The 18,536-nt window shown below is 71.7% G+C and carries 19 protein-coding genes and 3 pseudogenes; 11 read left to right on the plus strand and 11 right to left on the minus strand.

What is annotated here, in order from left to right:
* Positions 1–3: 3 nt before the first annotated feature.
* Complete coding sequence (locus Q8A52_RS37560) at positions 4–447, minus strand: DUF6578 domain-containing protein (RefSeq protein ID WP_316760007.1); 444 nt, start codon at positions 445–447, stop codon at positions 4–6.
* 104 nt (positions 448–551) lie between these two features.
* Here Q8A52_RS37560 and Q8A52_RS37565 point away from each other — a divergent pair, with 104 nt between their 5' ends.
* Positions 552–1,355, plus strand: a complete 804-nt coding sequence (locus Q8A52_RS37565) for a site-2 protease family protein (protein ID WP_316760009.1) — start codon at positions 552–554, stop codon at positions 1,353–1,355.
* Here the strand turns inward: Q8A52_RS37565 and Q8A52_RS37570 are convergent.
* The 3 genes from Q8A52_RS37570 to Q8A52_RS37580 all read right to left on the minus strand — a co-directional run bounded on the left by Q8A52_RS37570 (position 1,345) and on the right by Q8A52_RS37580 (position 3,469).
* Positions 1,345–1,557 (minus strand): hypothetical protein, encoded by a 213-nt coding sequence (locus tag Q8A52_RS37570; RefSeq protein ID WP_316760011.1) that lies wholly within the window; start codon positions 1,555–1,557, stop codon positions 1,345–1,347. The two genes, Q8A52_RS37565 and Q8A52_RS37570, sit on opposite strands and share 11 nt — an antisense overlap.
* A gap of 87 nt (positions 1,558–1,644) precedes the next feature.
* Positions 1,645–2,358 carry an NADPH-dependent F420 reductase gene (gene npdG / locus Q8A52_RS37575; protein ID WP_316760014.1) on the minus strand — a complete coding sequence of 238 codons (714 nt, stop codon included), beginning with the start codon at positions 2,356–2,358 and terminating at the stop codon, positions 1,645–1,647.
* Positions 2,359–2,395: 37 nt separating this feature from the next.
* Positions 2,396–3,469, minus strand: a complete 1,074-nt coding sequence (locus Q8A52_RS37580) for a sialidase family protein (protein ID WP_316760017.1) — start codon at positions 3,467–3,469, stop codon at positions 2,396–2,398.
* A gap of 116 nt (positions 3,470–3,585) precedes the next feature.
* Between Q8A52_RS37580 and Q8A52_RS37585 the strand changes: the two genes are divergently transcribed.
* Both Q8A52_RS37585 and Q8A52_RS37590 read left to right on the plus strand, forming a co-directional pair.
* A complete protein-coding gene (locus Q8A52_RS37585; protein ID WP_316760020.1) occupies positions 3,586–4,182 on the plus strand; it encodes a hypothetical protein in 597 nt (198 codons plus the stop codon).
* A 94-nt stretch (positions 4,183–4,276) separates the two neighbouring features.
* Positions 4,277–4,684 (plus strand): annotated as a pseudogene (locus Q8A52_RS37590) (MFS transporter); the annotation flags it as partial.
* Here Q8A52_RS37590 and Q8A52_RS37595 read toward each other — a convergent pair.
* Positions 4,685–4,918, minus strand: coding sequence for a hypothetical protein (locus Q8A52_RS37595; protein ID WP_316760023.1), 234 nt, complete (start codon positions 4,916–4,918; stop codon positions 4,685–4,687).
* A gap of 58 nt (positions 4,919–4,976) precedes the next feature.
* Between Q8A52_RS37595 and map the strand changes: the two genes are divergently transcribed.
* Complete coding sequence (gene map / locus Q8A52_RS37600) at positions 4,977–5,834, plus strand: type I methionyl aminopeptidase (protein ID WP_316760025.1); 858 nt, start codon at positions 4,977–4,979, stop codon at positions 5,832–5,834.
* A gap of 130 nt (positions 5,835–5,964) precedes the next feature.
* Entirely contained in the window at positions 5,965–6,612 is a 648-nt protein-coding gene (locus Q8A52_RS37605) for a biliverdin-producing heme oxygenase (RefSeq protein WP_316760026.1), read from the plus strand.
* On the opposite strand, the gene Q8A52_RS37610 is transcribed toward Q8A52_RS37605, so the two are convergent.
* A complete protein-coding gene (locus Q8A52_RS37610) occupies positions 6,609–7,280 on the minus strand; it encodes a PhzF family phenazine biosynthesis protein (RefSeq protein WP_316760029.1) in 672 nt (223 codons plus the stop codon). The genes Q8A52_RS37605 and Q8A52_RS37610 overlap by 4 nt on opposite strands.
* Before the next feature lie 75 nt (positions 7,281–7,355).
* Here Q8A52_RS37610 and Q8A52_RS37615 point away from each other — a divergent pair.
* The 5 genes and pseudogenes from Q8A52_RS37615 to Q8A52_RS37635 all read left to right on the plus strand — a co-directional run.
* A pseudogene (locus Q8A52_RS37615) lies at positions 7,356–7,625 on the plus strand (hemin ABC transporter ATP-binding protein); the annotation flags it as partial.
* Between the two features lie 196 nt (positions 7,626–7,821).
* Positions 7,822–8,964, plus strand: coding sequence for an iron uptake system protein EfeO (efeO, locus tag Q8A52_RS37620; protein WP_316760032.1), 1,143 nt, complete (start codon positions 7,822–7,824; stop codon positions 8,962–8,964).
* Positions 8,965–8,974: 10 nt separating this feature from the next.
* The gene (efeB, locus tag Q8A52_RS37625) at positions 8,975–10,237 is read left to right on the plus strand and encodes an iron uptake transporter deferrochelatase/peroxidase subunit (protein WP_316760034.1); all 1,263 of its coding nucleotides are present in this window, start codon (positions 8,975–8,977) and stop codon (positions 10,235–10,237) included.
* A 3-nt stretch (positions 10,238–10,240) separates the two neighbouring features.
* Complete coding sequence (gene efeU / locus Q8A52_RS37630; RefSeq protein WP_316760037.1) at positions 10,241–11,095, plus strand: iron uptake transporter permease EfeU; 855 nt, start codon at positions 10,241–10,243, stop codon at positions 11,093–11,095.
* Positions 11,096–11,621: 526 nt separating this feature from the next.
* Positions 11,622–12,623 carry a hypothetical protein gene (locus Q8A52_RS37635; RefSeq protein ID WP_316760040.1) on the plus strand — a complete coding sequence of 334 codons (1,002 nt, stop codon included), beginning with the start codon at positions 11,622–11,624 and terminating at the stop codon, positions 12,621–12,623.
* A 12-nt stretch (positions 12,624–12,635) separates the two neighbouring features.
* On the opposite strand, the gene Q8A52_RS37640 is transcribed toward Q8A52_RS37635, so the two are convergent.
* Together Q8A52_RS37640 and Q8A52_RS37645 are read right to left on the minus strand one after the other, a co-directional pair.
* Positions 12,636–13,370, minus strand: coding sequence for a bifunctional DNA primase/polymerase (locus Q8A52_RS37640; protein ID WP_316760043.1), 735 nt, complete (start codon positions 13,368–13,370; stop codon positions 12,636–12,638).
* A 109-nt stretch (positions 13,371–13,479) separates the two neighbouring features.
* A pseudogene (locus Q8A52_RS37645) lies at positions 13,480–13,922 on the minus strand (TetR-like C-terminal domain-containing protein); the annotation flags it as partial.
* Between the two features lie 148 nt (positions 13,923–14,070).
* Between Q8A52_RS37645 and ddaH the strand changes: the two are divergent.
* On the plus strand, positions 14,071–14,892 hold the full coding sequence (ddaH, locus tag Q8A52_RS37650) for a dimethylargininase (protein ID WP_408649321.1): 822 nt from the start codon (positions 14,071–14,073) through the stop codon (positions 14,890–14,892).
* Here ddaH and Q8A52_RS37655 read toward each other — a convergent pair.
* From Q8A52_RS37655 to Q8A52_RS37665, 3 genes are all read right to left on the minus strand, one after another.
* Positions 14,881–15,885 carry a small ribosomal subunit Rsm22 family protein gene (locus Q8A52_RS37655; protein WP_316760046.1) on the minus strand — a complete coding sequence of 335 codons (1,005 nt, stop codon included), beginning with the start codon at positions 15,883–15,885 and terminating at the stop codon, positions 14,881–14,883. The genes ddaH and Q8A52_RS37655 overlap by 12 nt on opposite strands.
* A 106-nt stretch (positions 15,886–15,991) precedes the next feature.
* On the minus strand, positions 15,992–17,230 hold the full coding sequence (locus tag Q8A52_RS37660; protein ID WP_408649322.1) for a serine hydrolase domain-containing protein: 1,239 nt from the start codon (positions 17,228–17,230) through the stop codon (positions 15,992–15,994).
* Positions 17,143–18,477 carry a multidrug effflux MFS transporter gene (locus tag Q8A52_RS37665; RefSeq protein WP_316760048.1) on the minus strand — a complete coding sequence of 445 codons (1,335 nt, stop codon included), beginning with the start codon at positions 18,475–18,477 and terminating at the stop codon, positions 17,143–17,145. Before Q8A52_RS37665 ends, Q8A52_RS37660 begins: the two co-directional genes overlap by 88 nt.
* Between the last annotated feature and the right edge of the window lie 59 nt (positions 18,478–18,536).

Below are 18,536 nucleotides of genomic sequence, written 5' to 3' on the forward strand. Positions count from 1 at the left end.
GTGTCAGGGCCGGTCACGGAGTTCCGGCGGCGGGGCGCCCGGGACGTCGAGGGTGACGAGGACACCGGTCGCGAGGCGGGCGCGGCGCAGCCCCGACTTCGTACGGGCTTCTTCGTGCTCGAACCACTTCGGGCAGACGTCGACGGGCGTGAGCGACCTCGTGTCGGACACCGGTTCGAGAGTGTCCGCTCCGGGGCTGCGCTCGGCGTACTCCTGGTGCACGAGACGGATGTCGAGGACCCGGCCCCGGGTCGCGGGCAGGCGGCCGCCGTGGGCCTCGAACCTGACCGTCCCGTCGTACCGGTCGTGCTCCCCCTCCCGGCGCCACGCCCGGACCTCTTCGGGGTCCATGGGCGCGAGCGGCCAGTTCACCTCCTCCCCCACCGAGAACGGTGTACCGCAGCACTCCATCTGCCAGCTTTCGTAGAACACCCGCCACATTCCCATGCGCCCACCCTTCAGGAACCGACCGCGCACCGCGAGACGTTTTCCCCTCGTGCCCGGTACGGTCGGGCTCGCCGACCGCCCCAGTCCCCCAGGGAGCCTTGCCGATGACCTCCGCAACCGCCCGCAGTCGCAGCGACCGGCGGATCAGTCCCGTCTTCCTCGGCATCCTGGCCGTCACGGCGGTCACGGGGTGGGCCACCTGGACCGGCTTCGCCGAGCAGCCGGGACTCGCCGTGTTCCTGTTCGTGACGGCGGCCTGGATCGTGTCCCTGTGTCTGCACGAGTACGCGCATGCGCGCACCGCGCTGCACAGCGGGGACATCTCGGTCGGCGCCAAGGGCTACCTCACGCTGAACCCGCTGAAGTACACGCACGCGCTGCTGAGCATCGTGCTGCCGGTGCTGTTCGTGATCATGGGCGGGATCGGTCTGCCGGGCGGCGCGGTGTTCATCGAGCGCGGCCGGATCCGGGGGCGCTGGCGGCACAGCCTGATCTCGGCGGCGGGCCCGCTGACGAACGTGCTGTTCGCGGCGGTGTGCACGGCCCCGTTCTGGCTGGACGCCCTGGACGGGGTGCCGCGCGACTTCCGGTACGCGCTGGCCTTCCTCGCGCTGCTCCAGGTCACGGCCGCGATCCTGAACTTCCTGCCGGTGCCCGGCCTGGACGGCTACGGCGTGATCGAACCCTGGCTGTCGTACAGCGTGAAGCGCCAGGTGGAGCCGTTCGCGCCGTTCGGTCTGCTGTTCGTGTTCGCGCTGCTGTGGGTGCCGTCCCTCAACCACGCGTTCTTCGATGTGATCGACACGATCCTGCGCGGTCTGGGGATCACCGCCGACGACCGGTACTGCGGCCAGGAGCTCTACCGCTTCTGGCTGGGCACCAACGAGTACTGCTCGGTCAGCCCGTGACGGACTTGCCGCCGGCGCCCCGGCCGCGCTTGATGTAGTACCAGGTCATGTTGGACGACAGACCCGCGAGCAGCACCCAGACGATCCCCAGCCAGCTGCCCTGGACGAAGGAGACGACCGCCGCGGCCACGGCGAGCAGACAGACGACCAGGGTGTAGAGGGCGAGTCGCCGGGCCGGGCCGGGTGGGGACAAGGGGGGCATGTCGGTGGGCTCCTGTCGGGGGACACTGCTGATGGCGTCCAGTGTCCCCCATGCGCCCTGACGTCTCACACGACGGTGGCCGCGAACTCACACATCTGTGATACGGAGTCCCGCGTGTGCCTTGTACCGGCGGTTGACGGAGATCAGATTCGCGACCAGTGACTCCACCTGGTGGGCGTTGCGCAGCCGCCCCGCGAAGATGCCGCGCATGCCGGGGATGCGTCCGGCCAGCGCCTGGACCATCTCCACGTCGGACCGGTCCTCGCCGAGCACCATGACGTCGGTGTCGATCTGCTCGGTCTCCGGGTCCTCCAGCAGTACCGCCGACAGGTGGTGGAAGGCGGCGGTCACCCGGGAGTCCGGGAGCAGGGCGGCGGCCTGCTGGGCGGCGCTGCCCTCCTCCGGCTTCAGTGCGTAGGCGCCCTGCTTGTCGAAGCCGAGCGGATTGACGCAGTCCACGACGAGCTTGCCGGCCAGTTCCTCGCGCAGGGACTCCAGGGTCTTGCCATGGCCCTCCCAGGGCACGGCGACGATCACGATGTCGCTGCGCCGGGCGGTCTCGGCGTTGTCGAAGCCCTCGATGCCGTGGCCGAGCTCGTCGGCGGCGGCCCGGGCGCGCTCGGCGGCCCGGGAGCCGATGATCACCTTCTGGCCGGCCCTGGCGAGGCGGTAGGCGAGGCCCTTGCCCTGTGGGCCGGTGCCACCGAGCACGCCGACGACGAGCCCGGAGACGTCGGGCAGGTCCCAGGGGTCCTTGGCGGGGGCCTTCGCGGGCTGCTGTGCACTGTCGGTAGAGGTCATGCGGCGACTTTACGTCCGTGGCCGTCGGCGCACCGCGTCAGGTGAGATCCGTGACCGGCAGCCGCCTGAAGGTGATCGTCTCGTAGGGGCCGAAGTCGCCGGTCTCGTAGAGGAGTCCGACGGTGTCCTCGTCGACGCGGACCAGGTCGGAGTAGGCGGCGGGCAGTCCGTCGACGGTGTGGACCGGGCGCCAGGTGCTGCCGCCGTCGGCGGAGGCGCGGACGGTCATCAGGGCGCGGGCGGTGGGGTCGGCGGGGCCCGAGTAGAGGAGCAGGTCGGGGTCGCGGAGCTGGAGGACGCTCGCCTCGCAGACGGGGGCGGTGAGGCCGGCCTGCGGGCGGAACGGTCTGACGAGGGTCTTCCCGCCGTCCTTCGAGTGGGCGTCGGCGCGGTTGCCGGGCGACGGGGAGTCGTTGCGGGCGTTGAAGTAGACACGGCCGTCGGGGAGTTCGGCGGCGGTGGTCTCGTTGACGTTGACATAGCCGTCGGTGTTCTCGTCGACGTAGCCGAGGAACCAGGTCGCGCCGCGGTCGTCGCTGAGCAGGCAGTGGCCGCTGTTGTACCTGGGCTCGTTGCCGAGGTCGGTGCCAGTGGGCGGCGCGGTGTGGTTGCCGGGGACGAGGACCCGGCCGGTGCGCAGCTGGATCGCGTGGCCGGGGCAGGTGGCGTACCAGCGCCAGCCCGCCTTCTTCACCGACTTGGTGATCTCCTTCGGTTCGGACCAGCTGACGCCGTCGTCGTCGCTGTGCTGCACCCACACGCGGCGGCCGTCGGCGGCCTTCACCCGGCCGCGCAGGATGGAGTCCTCGCTCGCGGCGGCGGCGGCGCGGACGTGGACGAGCAGGATGCGGCCGGTGTCGAGGACCACGGGGGCGGGGTTTCCGGCGAGGTCGTCGCCGTTGCTCGCGGCGACCTGGAGCGGGCCCCAGGTGTGGCCGCCGTCCGTGGAGCGCTTCAGCACGATGTCGATCTGGCCGTGGTCCCTCGCGGAGCCGACCCGGCCCTCGCAGAAGGCCAGCAGGGTGCCGCTTGCTGCGGCGACGACCGCCGGGATCCGGTAGCTGGCGTAGCCCTCTTTACCCGCGCGGAAGGGGACGGTGACTGCTGTCATCTGGCGGGCTCCCAAAGCAGACGTGGGTCTCCGGTGACAGGGCACTGTCCCCGAGTTGAGCGAATTCGTGGTGAACTCCGCGTCACGAGTGACCGGTTACGGCAGGATGCGGTCGTATGGACGCCGTACGGGTCGCGCTGCTGCGCGAAGTACTTGCCGGGACGGAGTGGCTGGGTGCCACGCGGCGGTTCGCCGGGGCGCTGCGCGGGTCCGTGGTGGCGCACGGGGGCGGGCTGCTGCTCGTGGGCACACCGGAGTACGAGCCGTGGCATCTGGCGGCCCACCTGGTGGACGAGGCCGCGTGGTCGGGGACGCCGGAGCTGGCCCCGACGCTCGTCCGGCACGACGCGCGTCCCTCGGACCCCGCGCACCTGGCGGTCGGGCCGGGGCGGATCGGGGCGGCGCAGCGCGGCGAGACCCTGCTGGTCGTGGCTCCCGAGGAGCCCGCGCCGCTGCTGGAGCGGGTGCACGACGCCCGGCGGTCCGGCGTGACGGTGCTGGCCCTGGGCTCCGGCGGAGGCGAACTGGAGGCGATGGCACACGAGTCACTGGCCGTGCCGGAGGGCGCGGAACTGGACCTGGACACGGTGCAGCACCTGGTGAGCGCAGCGGCTGGCGAGAACGGGGCCTCTCCGAGGGCTCGGCGGGGTTTCCGCGACCGCCTGTCCCGACTGGCGGAAACCCTCACGGCACCTCCGGCCGCGCCCTGGTGACCCACCGATTCTCCCCGAGGGTCCGACGCGACTTCCGGGGCTGCGTGTCGATGGTGGTGTCGGCCGCGGCGTGTGGTGCCGGCCGCGGCGTGGGGTGTCGGCCGCGGCGTGGGGGCTGGCCGTCGGCGCCGCCGGCGTCTGCGGCGATCTCTGGCTCGTGCTGCTGTTCCTGACCCTCGGTGGCGGGTTCGACATGGTCAGCGGGATCTTCCGGGCCGCCATGTGGAACCAGGCGATCCCGGACGAGCTGCGCGGCAGGCTCGCCGGGATCGTGCTGTTGTCGTACTCGGTGGGGCCGCGGCTCGGTCAGGTCCGGGCGGGCGGTTTGCCGCCCGGGCGGGTGTGCGGGCCCGCCGTCTGGTCCGGCGGGCCGGCGTGCGCGGGCGCGGTGGGGCTGCCGGCGCTGTGCCTGCCGGGACTCATGACGTACGACGCGCGGACGAACGAGCACGCGGTACGGCTGCGCGAGCGGCGCGCCGCCGCCGTACCCGCAAAGGCCTGATCACTCCTCGTCCGGGTCACCGCCGGCCGGCGCGTCGTGCCAGCGTGGGTCGTTCTCCCACTGGAGGTTGCGCTCGCGGGCGGTCTCCATCGCGTGTTCGGCCTCCGCCCGGGTGGCGTAGGGCCCGAAGCGGTCCTTGGCCGGGCACTCCGGGCCCTCCTCGACCTTCTTGTGCTCCAGGCAGTAGTACCACTCGCCCGGCTTGCCGACCGTGCGCTTCTTGAACAGGGCCATGACCAGCTCCTCTCGCCAACGACATGTTCCCCCATGTCCGCTGGTTAGACTCGCTGGCATGTCTGGCCAGTCGCTGCTCGTACCAGGGGAGCTCTCTCCCACCCGTTCGGTACCCGGGAACATCCGCCGCCCCGAGTACGTCGGCAAGCCCGCGCCGACGCCGTACACCGGTCCGGAGGTGCAGACCCCGGAGACCGTCGAGGCGATGCGGATCGCCGGGCGCATCGCCGCGCAGGCGATGGCCGAGGCGGCGAAGATCATCGCGCCGGGTGTGACCACGGACCAGCTGGACAAGGTCGCCCACGACTACATGTGCGACCACGGCGCCTACCCGTCCACGCTCGGCTACCGCGGGTTCCCCAAGTCGCTGTGCACCAGCCTCAACGAAGTGATCTGCCACGGCATCCCGGACTCGACGGTGTTGCGGGACGGCGACATCGTCAATCTCGACGTGACCGCGTACATCGGCGGCGTGCACGGCGACAACAACGCGACATACCTGGTCGGTGACGTCGACGAGGAGTCGCGGCTGCTGGTGGAGCGGACCCGGGAGTCACTCGACCGGGCGATCAAGGCGGTCAAGCCGGGCCGGCAGATCAACATCATCGGCCGGGTCATCGAGTCGTACGCCAAGCGGTTCGGGTACGGCGTGGTGCGGGACTTCACCGGCCACGGGATCAACTCGTCCTTCCACTCCGGGCTGATCATCCCGCACTACGACAGCCCGCACGCGACGACGGTCATGCAGCCCGGGATGACCTTCACGATCGAGCCGATGCTGACGCTCGGGACGCACGAGTACGACATGTGGGACGACGGGTGGACCGTCGTGACCAAGGACCGGAAGCGGACCGCGCAGTTCGAGCACACGCTGGTGGTGACGGACACCGGGGCAGAGATCCTGACCCTGCCGTGATCGCGCGCCCCTGCGCCTGAGCCCGTCCTCGGTCATCTGTGGAGGACGGGCTTCCTCTTGTAGACTTTTACCGACAGGGTGTCGGCAAAGCCGTTGACTTAGGTAAGGCTTACCTTAGAGGATATTGCCCATGGACTCCTTCTCGACACTCATCCGCACGGCGTCCCACGAGCAGCACATGGAGGCCGAGACCTCGACGTTCATGAGCGACCTGCTCGGCGGGCGGCTCGGCGTGGCGGCTTACGCGCGGTACACCGAACAGCTGTGGTTCGTGTACGAGGCGCTGGAGGGCGAGGCCGAGCGGCTGGTGTCGGACCCGGTGACCGGGCCGTTCGTCCGGCCCGAGCTGTACCGGCTGGCGGCGCTGGAGCGGGACCTGGCGCATCTGCGCGGGCCCGAGTGGCGGGCGGGGCTGACCGCGCTGCCGGCCACGCGGGCGTACGCGGACCGGGTGCGGGAGTGCGCCGAGCGGTGGCCCGCCGGGTACCTCGCCCACCACTACACCCGGTACCTGGGCGACCTCTCCGGCGGCCAGATCATCCGGGACAGGGCGGAGCGGACGTGGGGGTTCGCGAAGAAGGGCGACGGCGTCCGCTTCTATGTGTTCGACGGGATCCCCAACCCCGCCGCGTTCAAGCGGGGTTACCGGGAGCTGCTGGACGCGGTCGTCGCCGACGACCTGGAGAAGCAGCGCATCATCGCCGAGTGCAAGCGGGCGTTCGCGCTGAACACGGCGGTCTTCCGGGAGCTGGGCGAGGAGTTCCCGCTGAGCGCCTAGACCGGCCGGCCCTGGCGCTCGGGCTGGCGCTCCAGGAACACCCGTCCGCCCACCTCGACCCAGCCTCCCGGCTGCGGTGCCGTGAGGATCTGCGAGCCCGCGCCCTGCGTGATGTTGAGTGCCCGGCCGAGCTGTGCGGTGAGCAGCAGTGCCGCCGCGCCGGTGGCCTCGTCCTCCTCGATGCCGTCGTCACGGCCGGGGAAGGCACGGGCGCGGATCCGGCCGGCCGCCTCGTCCTCCCAGGCCCAGGCGTAAATCCATTCGCCGGGTGGCGGGACGGGCAGGGCGTCGACCTCCGCGGCGGTGGCGTACCGGCGCAGGGTGCGCGGCGGGGCCCACTCCGGGAGCGCCTCGATCCAGCTGAACTCGCCGTCCAGCCGGGCCCCGACGGTGCCCGCGGGCGTGACCAGCTCCGGCACGTCCAGCAGCCAGGCCGCGCCGACGCAGGGGTGACCGGCGAAGGGGAGCCGCAGGGTGGGGGTGTAGATGTCGATGACCCCGCGCTCGGGGTCGTCCACGAACACGGTCTCGCTGAAGCCGAGCTTCGCCGCGAAGGCCTGCCGGTCCTCCCGGTCGGGCAGACGTGAGCCGTCACGGACGACGCCGAGCTCGTTGCCGTATCCGCCGTTCGCCGCGCAGAACACTCGCAGCACGTCGTAATCAGTCACCCGGGCATTGAAACATTGCGCCACCGGCCACCTCGTCCGAGGCGGCTCCGCGCGCCCCTGCTCCTGCTCCTGCTCCTGCTCCTGCTGCACGAGCCGCTCGCCGCACTCGACCTGAAACACCGGGAGTTGATGCTGCGGCTGTGCCGGGAAAGGGCGCACGCCGGTGACGCGGTGGTCGTGGTGCTGCACGATCCGGCGCTCGCCGCGGCGCATGCGCACCGGGTCGCGATCCTGTGCGCCGGTCGTGTCGCGGCCGGCGGTCCACCGGCCGGGGTTTTCACCGAACGACCGCTCTCGGACGTCCACGACCAGCCGGTCGAGGTGTTTCCGCACCTCCGCACGGGGCCGTCCTGGTGGCCCCCGCACCACGCCCCCTTGACCTTCCCTTTACCATCTCTTGGTGTCGGTTTTGAGCCGTCGAGATCAAGCCGTGTCTGTGAGATTTCCGTGAGAGCTGAATCACGACCCGGACGGGTATTGGTGAGGTAAGCCTCATGTAAGTTAGGCCAGCCTCACCACACCATTCCCGCTTGGAGCCTGAATGCGAGCCGCCCGACTCTCCGTCACCGCCGCCGTCGCCACGGCGGCCTTGACCGCCCTCACGGCCTGCACGGCGAAAAGCGATGCCAAGGACGGCGACGCGATCCAGGTGACCGCGGCCGACTCGAAGTGCGAGACCTCCACCAAGTCGGCCCCGGCCGGCCAGGTCACGCTGAAGATCGAGAACAAGGGCTCGAAGGCCACCGAGGTCGAGATCCTCTTCCCGGACGACCGGATCGTCTCCGAGAAGGAGAACATCGGCCCCGGCACCAAGTACACGCTGACCGCCGAGATCAAGGCCGGCTCGTACGAGATCGCCTGCGTCCCGGGCATGAAGGGCCGCGGTGTGCGGCAGAAGCTCACGGTCACCGGCGGCGGCTCGACCGCCAAGCGGGACCCGCAGCTGGACAAGGCGGTCGCCGACTACCGCGAGTACGCCCAGGAGCAGGCCGACGCCACGCTGCCACTCGTCGAGACCTTCGTGAAGGCGATCAAGGACGGCGACCTGGCGGCCGCGCAGAAGGCGTACGCACCCTCGCGTCTCGGCTGGGAGCGGACCGAGCCGGTCGCCGAGTCCTTCGGTGACATCGACCCCAAGGTCGACGTCCGTGAGGACGGCCTGGAGGACGGCCAGAAGTGGACCGGCTGGCACCGCCTGGAGAAGGCCCTCTGGCAGGACAAGAAGATCGGCGACGAGGAGAAGACCCTCGCCGACCAGTTGGTGACCGACCTGAAGGACTGGCAGGAGCGGGTCGGCAAGGCCGAGATCAGCCCGACCTCCATGGCCAACGGCGCCAAGGAACTGCTCGACGAGGTCGCCACCGGCAAGGTCACCGGCGAGGAGGACCGCTACTCGCACACCGACCTGGTCGACTTCAAGGGCAACGTCGAGGGCGCCGAGAAGGCGTACGAGCTGCTCAAGCCGGTCGCGTCGAAGAACGACCAGGCGCTGACCACGGAGCTCGACAAGCAGTTCACCGCGCTGAACGCGGAGCTCGACAAGTACCGGTCCGACAAGGCCTCGTACGACTTCGTCTCGTACGACAAGGTCACCAAGGACCAGCGCAAGGAGCTGTCCGACGCGGTGAACGCCCTCGCGGAACCGCTGTCGAAGCTCGCCGCCGCCGTCGTCGTGAAGAAGTAGGGGCGCTCCGATGACCGAGATCCAGGACAGCACCTCTCCCACCCGCCGTTCGCTGATCGGCTGGGGCGGCGCCGGGCTCGCGCTCGGTGCCGCCGCGGCCGGCGGTGCGGTGGCCATGGCCAGGACGGGCAACGACGTGGACCCGGTCGCCGCCGAGGCCGGCGCCGCGGTGGAGTTCCACGGCGCCCACCAGGCGGGCATCGCCACGCCGGTGCAGGACCGGCTGCACTTCGCCGCGTTCGACGTGCAGACCGACGACCGCGCCGAGTTCGTGCAGATGCTGAAGGACTGGACGGCGGCCGCGCACCGGATGACCGCCGGGAAGGCGGTCGGCGAGGGCGCGTACGGCGGACTGGCCGAGGCGCCGCCGGACGACACCGGTGAGGCGCTGGGTCTCAAGCCGTCGCGGCTGACGCTGACGATCGGCTTCGGTCCGTCGCTGTTCGACAAGTTCGGTCTGGCGGACCGGCGGCCCGAGGCGCTGGTGGACCTGCCGAAGTTCCCCGGCGACAACCTCGACCGCAGCCGCACCGGCGGCGACCTGTGCATCCAGGCCTGCGCGGACGATCCGCAGGTCGCCGTGCACGCGATCCGCAACCTGGCCCGCATCGGCTTCGGCAAGGTCGTCATCCGCTGGTCGCAGCTCGGCTTCGGCAAGACCTCCTCGACCACGCCGGACGCCCAGACCCCGCGCAATCTGATGGGGTTCAAGGACGGCACGCGCAACATCGCGGGAACGGAGAGCGATCGCCTGAAGAAGTTCGTCTGGGTCGGCGAGCGCGACGGCGGCAAGAACTCGGCGTGGATGACCGGTGGGTCGTATCTGGTCGCCCGGCGCATCCGGATGCACATCGAGACCTGGGACCGCACCTCGCTGCAGGAGCAGGAGGACATCTTCGGCCGGGACAAGGGCGAGGGTGCACCGGTCGGCAAGGCCAAGGAGCACGACAAGCCGTTCCTGAAGGCGATGAAGCCGGACGCGCATGTGCGTCTCGCGCATCCCGACTCCAACAACGGGATCACGATCCTGCGCCGGGGCTACTCCTTCACGGACGGCACGGACGGGCTCGGGCGTCTCGACGCGGGTCTGTTCTTCCTGGCCTACCAGCGTGACGTGCGCAAGGGGTTCATCCCCCTGCAGCGGCAGCTGTCGGCGAAGGACGCGCTCAACGAGTACATCCAGCACGTGGGTTCGGCGGTGTTCGCGGTTCCGCCCGGAGTCCGGGACAAGCAGGACTGGTGGGGCCGGACGCTGTTCTCCGAGGAGGCGTAGCCCGTGTTCTCCAACTATCTGATCGGCCTGCGCGAGGGTCTTGAGGCGTCGCTCGTCGTCTGCATTCTCATCGCCTACCTGGTCAAGACGGACCGCAAGGACGCCCTCAAGCCCATCTGGATCGGCATCGGCACGGCCGTCGCCATCGCCATGGGCTTCGGCTGCGCCCTCGAATTCGGCTCGCAGGAGCTGACGTTCGAGGCGCAGGAGGCGCTCGGCGGGTCGCTGTCCGTCGTCGCGGTGGGCCTGGTGACCTGGATGGTCTTCTGGATGCGGCGCACCGCCCGGCATCTGAAGACGGAGCTGCACGGCAAGCTGGACGCGGCCCTGGCGATGGGCACGGGTGCGCTGGTCGCCACCGCGTTCCTCGCCGTCGGCCGGGAGGGTCTGGAGACCGCGCTGTTCGTGTGGGCGTCGGTGCACGCGGCCAGCGACGGCACCCCGCGCCCGCTGGTCGGTGTGGCCCTCGGCCTGCTCACCGCCGTCCTGCTGGGCTGGCTGTTCTACCGTGGCGCGCTGAAGATCAACCTCGCCAAGTTCTTCACCTGGACCGGCGGCATGCTGGTCGTCGTCGCCGCGGGCGTGCTGGCCTACGGCTTCCACGACCTGCAGGAGGCCAACTGGATCCCCGGCATCCGGAACCTGGCCTTCGACATCAGCGACACCATCGAGCCGGACAGCTGGTACGGCACGCTCCTCAAGGGCGTGTTCAACTTCCAGCCCGACCCGACCGTCGTCCAGGTCACGGTATGGCTGCTGTACCTGATCCCGACACTGGCCGTCTTCTTCGCCCCGGCAGGCCTCCTCACCCGCAAGAGCCCACAGCCGACGCCACCGGCCGTCCACGACAAGGTCTGACAAGGCAGCACCAGAGAACGACGACGGGGTCGCACGGACCACGGGGCCGCGCGACCCCGCCGCCATTCCGCCCGCGCAACACGGCGCCCAGCTGCGGTCCTCCCCGCCCCAACGGGCCTCATCGCGCGCCCAGTAACGGAACCCGGCACCCGTCCGCCGCCCCGCCCAGGCCGACCAACCCCAACCCACCCGGGCCGGGCCACCGTGTGGCTGCTGCACCCGATGCCGACGCCGGCGGCCTTCCCCGCCCCGACCGGCCTCCCCGCCCGCAAAGGACCACAGCCGCCGACGCCACCGGCCGTCCACGACAAGGTCTGACAAGGCAGCACCAGAGAACGGCGACGGGGTCGCACGGACCACGGGGCCGCGCGACCCCGCCGCCATTCCGCCCGCGCAACACGGCGCCCAGCTGCGGTCCTCCCCGCCCCAACGGGCCTCATCGCGCGCCCAGTAACGGAACCCGGCACCCGTCCGCCGCCCCGCCCGGGTAGGGTTCGGCTCCGGGAAGGGGAAGGTGAAGGCAGCAATGAGCAGGGATCGCAGCCCTCGAAGGCTTCGTAGGCGTGACCGGAACGCACTCATAGCGGCCTCGCTGGCCGCTGTGTCGCTGACGGCGAGCGGGTGCGTGGTGGTGCACGGGGAGCGCGAGGTGATCCCCGCCACCACCAAGGCCGAGGCCGCGAAGGCGCTGGCGCGGTTCACGGACGCCTACAACCGGGCCGACCAGGCGTTCGACAGCTCCCTGGACGCGGACTACGTCACCGGCGCCCTCGGCGACATCGACAGCGCCCGGCTGAAGGCCGGCCATGCGAACAACCCCGGCGGCAACACGGCGCACGTGCCGCTGAAGCTGTCGGACGCGAAGTTCACCATCCCCAAGAAGGCGGGCTGGCCCCGCTGGTTCGTCGCCGACACCGCCGCCAACAAGGGCGGCAGCGCCCGCTGGCTGTTCGTCTTCACCCGCGACAGCCTGTCCGAGCCCTTCCAGGTGGCGTATCTGACGCTCCTCGCCCCGGACAGCGTGCCCCGGTTCAAGACGGACAAGGACGGCTGGGCCGAGGCCGTACCGGCGACCGCGGCCGAACTGGCCGTCCGCCCTCAGGACCTGAGCGGGCAGTACGCGACGTACCTGAAGAGCGGCGGCAGCGTCTTCGCGGACGGCGAGCACACCAGCGGCTGGCGCAAGACGCGCGCCAAGGAGGCCCGCAAGCCGGGTCTGGCCACGCAGTACATCGACGAGCCGCGCACGGACGGCGACTACGCGCCGCTTGCGCTGCGCACGAAGGACGGCGGGGCGCTGGTGTTCTTCACCACGCACCACTACGAGAAGGAGACCGCCGCCGCGGGCACGTCCGTCCCCGCCCCGAACAAGGACGTGCAGGCCCTGACGAAGGGCGAGGTCAAGCAGTCGTTGACGCTGGAGTTCGTCTCCAACGAGGTCGTCCTGGACCCGAAGACGGGCTCGGGCGACGGCAAGGTGTCGATGCTGGGCCGCATCCAGGGGCTGACGGCGGCGCAGGGCGAGTAGCCGGACGCGCCCTCAGTGGCGCAGGGGCCAGGCCGCCGCCGCGTGGCCGGGTTCCTCGCCGGCGTGCCGGGCGCAGGCGTCGGTGAGCACCTCGAGAAGGCTGAGCGGGTCGGGCAGCGCGTGCTCCGGGCCGCGTACCCAGCGCACCTTCTGGTCGTCGTCACCGGGCAGCCGGGCGGGCGGTACGAGCACGTAGGAGCCCCGGCAGTGCCAGCGCAGCCCCGGGTGCTCGTCCATCGTCTCGGGGTGGCAGTCCAGTTCGCACGGCCACCACTCGTCCTCGTCCTCGGGAGTGCCGCGGGTGAGGGTGAAGAACAGCAGGCGGCCGTCGTCGCTCTCGGCGACCGGCCCGACCTCGACCCCGGCGCCGAGCAGCCGCTCCAGCGCCTGGCGGCCGGCCTCCAGGGGGACGTCGAGGACGTCGTGCACCATGCCGGTCGCGGTGATGAAGTTGGCCTGCGGCTGATGCCGGGCCCAGCGCTCGATCTGGGCGCGGTCGGTGGTGGACTGCGTCTGCCAGGCGAACGACACCGGGTGCCGGGCGGGGGTGGGACAGCCGACGCGGTCGCAGGAACAGCGGTAGCCGGGCGCGGGGTGCGCGGCGGGCGCGAGGGGCAGTCCCGCTCCGGCGGCGGCGAGCAGCAGGGCCTCACGGCCGTCGTCGGCCGCCTCCTGCGGGCGGCGTCCGCGCAGCCACTGGGAGAGTTTGCCCTGCCGGCCGGTGCGGCCGCCGAACGTAGCGCTCATCTATCCCCTCGCCTCGCTGTGGTGCGGACAGCATGCCCTATGCTCGCACCTTCCCGTGCTCCGGGGTGCCTTGTCTGGACATGCCGGGCTTCCGACCTGCGATTTTCGGTCAGCGCGGGGCGAGTCCACCCAGCGCGTAGTCGACCAGGGTGTCGGTGTAGCCGTACGAGATCGGTCCGTGCGCTGCAGCCGGCGCTGGGCGAGGGGCGAGACGAACAGTTCCAGGGCGATGCGCGGGTCCACGTCGGGTCGTACCTGCCCCTGGGTCTGTGCGCAGCGCAGCCGGTCGACGTACAGCTGGAGCCGGGGTTCGAGGAGCTTGCCGACGAACTCGCGGCCGAGCTGCTCGTCGACCACGCCCGCGGCGGCCAGGGCGCGGGAGGGCGCCTCGAAGCGGGGGTCGAGCAGTTCGTCGACGGTGGCGCGCAGGACGGCCTTGAGATCGGCCGCGAGGTCGCCGGTGTCCGGGATCTCGTACGGCTCCTGCCCCGCGGCCCGCGCCGCCTGCTCGCCGAGGTCCAGGAAGGCCTCGAGGAGGACGTCCGCCTTCGCCCCCCTCGCTGCGCCGGGTGGCGTCGGGGGGCCTTGTTGACCATGGGTCGGGGCTGACCAGGAAGACAACCCGTTCGGCACACGCGCCCGGCCCGCCGGAACCGCACCATGGGCACCAACGACCCCTGCGGTACCGGAGGAGCCCACCTTGGCCCTTTCCCGCAGCGCCACACCCCGGCGCTATCTGATGTGCTCACCCAGGCACTTCGAGGTCACGTACTCCATCAACCCGTGGATGGACCCGCGCAAGCCCGTAGACACACCCCTCGCGGTCGCCCAGTGGGAACAGCTGCGTGACCTCTACCGCGCACTCGGCCACACCGTCGAGGAGCTCACCCCGGTCCCGGGGCTGCCCGACATGGTGTTCGCGGCCAACGGCGCCACCGTGGTGGACGGGCGCGTGCTGGGCGCGCGGTTCGCCCACCGGGAGCGGGCGGACGAGGCCGCCGCGCATCTGGACTGGTATCGCGCGCACGGTTTCACGCACCTCCATGAGCCCGTCCACGTCAACGAGGGCGAGGGCGACTTCGCCGTCACCGCCTCCTGTGTGCTGGCCGGGCGCGGCTTCCGGGCGAGCCCTCTGTCGCACGGCGAGGCACAGGAGTTCCTCGGCCGCCCGGTGATCGGTCTGGAGCTGGTCGATCCCCGCTACTACCACCTGGACACCGCCCTGGCCGTCCTCGACGACGCGCGGGACGAGGTCATGTACTACCCGCCCGCCTTCTCGCCGGGCAGCCGGGAAGTGCTGCGGCGGCTGTTCCCGGACGCGCTGACCGCCGGGGACGAGGACGCGGCCGCGTTCGGGCTGAACGCCGTGTCGGACGGTCTGCGCGTGGTGCTGCCGCAGGCGGCGGCCGGGCTGTTCGGACCGCTGCGGGAGCGCGGCTTCGAGCCGGTCGGCGTGGACCTGAGCGAACTCCTCAAGGGCGGCGGCAGCGTGAAGTGCTGCACGCAGGAGCTACGGGCGTGAGGTGTCGACCTCGTGCGGCGGCCAGGGGTCGCCCCAGTCCGCGTCCCGGGCCGCCTTGTACAGGTCGCCGTGGCGTTTGGTGACCGTCTCGCGGCGCAGCTGCTCCTCGGCCTCGCACAGATCGAGGAGCACCTGGCCCTTGCGGATCTGCGGGCGCCGCACCACGCGGGCGGCGGCCGGGGCGACCGGGAAGCGGGCGGCGGCGACGTAGCTGAACTTCTCGTCCTCGTACGGCAGTGAGCCGCCCTTGACCTGGCGGTGCAGGGAGGAGCGGCTGACCCGGGCCGAGAAGTGGCACCAGTCCTCGCCGGGGACGATGGGGCAGGCGGCGCTGTGCGGGCAGGGGGCGCCGACCTGGAATCCGGCGTCGATGAGCCGGTCGCGGGCCTCGATGACGCGGGCGTAGCCGGCGGGTGTGCCGGCCTCGACGATCACGACGGCCTGCGCGGCGGCAGCGGCGGCGTCGACGAGGGCGGCGCGGTCGGCCGCGGAGAGTTCGTTGAGGACGTAGGAGACGGTGACGAGATCGGTGCTCTCGATGGTGAGCGCCGCTCCGATGCGAGAGCGCTGCCATGTGGCGTCCCGCAGCGCCGGGTTGGCGGCGGCGATCTCCCGGCCGAGGGCCAGCGCGGGCTCGGCCCAGTCCAGCACGGTCACCGGCCGGACCCCGTCCCAGGTCGCGCTGACGGCCCAGGTCGCCGCGCCGGTCCCGCCCCCGGCGTCGACATGGCTGCCGGGCGCCCAGCCGGGCACGGCCTCCGCGAACGCCTCCAGCGCCGCGCGCACCGCCTCGAAGGTGGCGGGCATCCGGTACGCGGCGTACGCGGCGACGTCCGCGCGGTCCCGGAGGATGGGCGCGTCGGTCGGGGTCTGACCCCGGTAGTTGGCGATCAGCCGCTCCACGGCACCGGCGGCCTGCTTGGGCGGGAGCCCGTCGAGCAGCCCGGCGAGGGCGGCACGGAGGGCTTCCGCCGGGGGTAGGGCGTTGTTCACCCGGCGATTCTACGTACTCGGTGTCGGCGCGGCCCGAGGCCAGGGGGCTGCGCCCCCGGACCCCCGCTTCGGCGTGAACGGCCTCGTCCTCGGACTCCCCCGAGCTCTACGGCCAGGGGGGACCCCCGGACGGGCTGAGATACACCGCCCTGGCCAGATGAGTCGCCGCCCTCGCCCTCGGCCCGCTGTCCGGCGGCCGCCTGCGGGGATGCACCGTGTTGGCCAGCAGCACCAGGAACGTGTCCGTGGCCGGGTCCAGGACCAGCGAGGTCCCCGTGAAGCCCGTGTGGCCCGCCGCTCCCCGCCCCGACAGCTCCCCCATGAACCACGGCTGGTCGACGGCGAAGCCCAGCCCCGGCGGGGTGAGCAGGAGCTCCACGAAGTCGGGGCCGAGGATGCGCGCGGGGCCGTATGCGCCGCCCGCCAGCAACGCCCGGCAGAAGACGGCCAGATCGCGCCCCGTCGAGAACAGGCCCGCGTGGCCCGCCACCCCACCCAGCGCCCACGCGTTCTCGTCGTGGACCACGCCCCGCAGCATCCCCCGGTCCGCCTTGGCCCACGGCCACCGCTGGTCCTCGGTCGCCGCGGCGCCCCGGCACGGCCCGAAGTCGGTCGCCGTCATGCCGAGCGGCCGGCTGATCCCCTCCTGCACGAGCACGTCGAGGGTGCGGCCGGTGATCCGCTCCAGCACGGCCTGGAGCAGCAGCATGTTCAGGTCCGAGTAGAGGTATGTGCCCGGTTCGCCCGTCGGCGCCTCGGCCCGCAGCATGGCCAGGCGGGCCGCGTCGTCCGGGCAGTCGTACAGCGGGAGCTCGGGGCGCAGCCCGGAGGTGTGGGTGAGCAGCTGCCGGACGGTGATGCCGTGCGCGGCGGCCCCGCGGTACTCGGGCAGATAGGCGCCGACCCGCGCGTCTATGCCGAGCGTGCCCCGCTCGATCTGCTGCACGGCGGCGACGGAGGTGAACAGCTTGGTGAGGGAGGCCAGGTCGAAGGGGGTGTCGACGGTCATCGGAACGCGGGCTTCGGGCGCCAGTTCGACGCCCTGCTCGGTCTCCGGGTCGTACGACACGTACCGCACGGCCCACCCCGCGGCCTCCTCCACGGCGATGACCGGCCCGCGTCCGGCCACCACGACGACGCCGGGCGCCCAGGGGTGGTCGCCGGTGGTCAGGTCGTGGACCTCGCGGACGAGGTGGTGCAGTTCCTCGGCGTCGAGCCCGGCCCGCTCCGGTGTGTCGACGCGGAGTCTCGGTGCGCTCAGTTCTCCTCCCCCGGGCTTTCGGTTTCGCTCGCACCGGGGGAATCCCCGGCCTCCGCGTCCGCAGGTGTGATCCAGGGACGGCACATTCCCACGAAGCAGGCCAGGGCCACCAGTGCTCCGGCCAGTTGGACCAGGGCCATCGGTACGGCGGTGTGCTCCCCGGCGACTCCGACGAGCGGGGAGGCGACGGCACCGACGAGGAAGGAGGAGGTGCCGAGCAGTGCGGAGGCGGAGCCGGCGGCGTGCCGGGTGCGCAGCAGGGCGAGGGACTGGGCGTTGGGGAGGGTGATGCCCATCGCGGACATGAGGACGAAGAGCGCGGCGGCGACGGGGACCAGGCCCACCTTGCCCAAGGCGCCGGTGGACATGAGCAGCAGGGCGGCCGCGGCGAGGACGATCACGGTCAGGCCGACGGCCAGCACCTTGTCCAGGCGCACCCGGCCGACCAGCACCTTGCCGTTGATCTGCCCGGCGATCACCAGGCCGACCGAGTTGAGGCCGAACAGCAGGCTGAAGGTCTGCGGGGAGGCGCCGTAGATCTCCTGGATGACGAAGGGCGAGGCGGAGATGTAGGCGAACAGCGCGGCGAAGGCGAAGCCGCCGGCGAGCATGTAGCCGGTGAAGGGGAGGTCGGAGAGCAGACCGCGCATCGCGCGCAGGGCCTCGCCGCCCCCGCCCTCGTGGCGTTCGGCGGGCGGCAGGGTCTCGGGGAGCCGGAGCCAGACGAGCGTGGCGAGCACGGCGCCGACCACGGTGAGGACCACGAAGACGCCCCGCCAGTCCGTGACCCGCAGGATCTGCCCGCCCATCAGGGGAGCGACGATCGGGGCGGTCCCGGATATCAGCATCAGGGTGGAGAAGAAGCGGGCCATGGCCACGCCGTCGTAGAGGTCGCGTACGACGGCCCGCGCGATGACGATCCCGGCCGCGCCCGCGAGGCCCTGGGCCAGCCGGAGGGCGACCAGGGACTCGACGGTGGGCGCCACCGCGCACAGGGCGGTGGCGACGAGGTAGACGGCGAGGCCGGCGAGGAGCGGGCGTCTGCGGCCCCAGCGGTCGCTCATCGGGCCGACCACCAGCTGCCCGAGCGCCATTCCGGCGAGGCAGGCGGTGAGGGTGAGCTGGACGGTCGCGGCGGGTGCGTGCAGCGAGCGGGTGACCTCCGGCAGGGACGGGAGGTACATGTCCATCGCGAGCGGGGGCGTGGCGGTGAGGCCGCCCAGGATGAGGGTGACGACAAGGCCGGTTCCGCGGGCCGAGCGGGTGGACGGGTTCCGGGGTGGGGACTGCTGCTCCGTGTCCGGTGTCGACGCCGCCGCGTGCTCGGGCATGTGTCGTCCCTCCCCTTGTCGGCCTCGCCGTTTTGCGGGCTCGCCGTTTTCGGCCTCGT

Origin of the sequence: Streptomyces herbicida (assembly GCF_032656585.1) — a bacterium.
Taxonomy (GTDB): Bacteria; Actinomycetota; Actinomycetes; order Streptomycetales; family Streptomycetaceae; genus Streptomyces; species Streptomyces herbicida.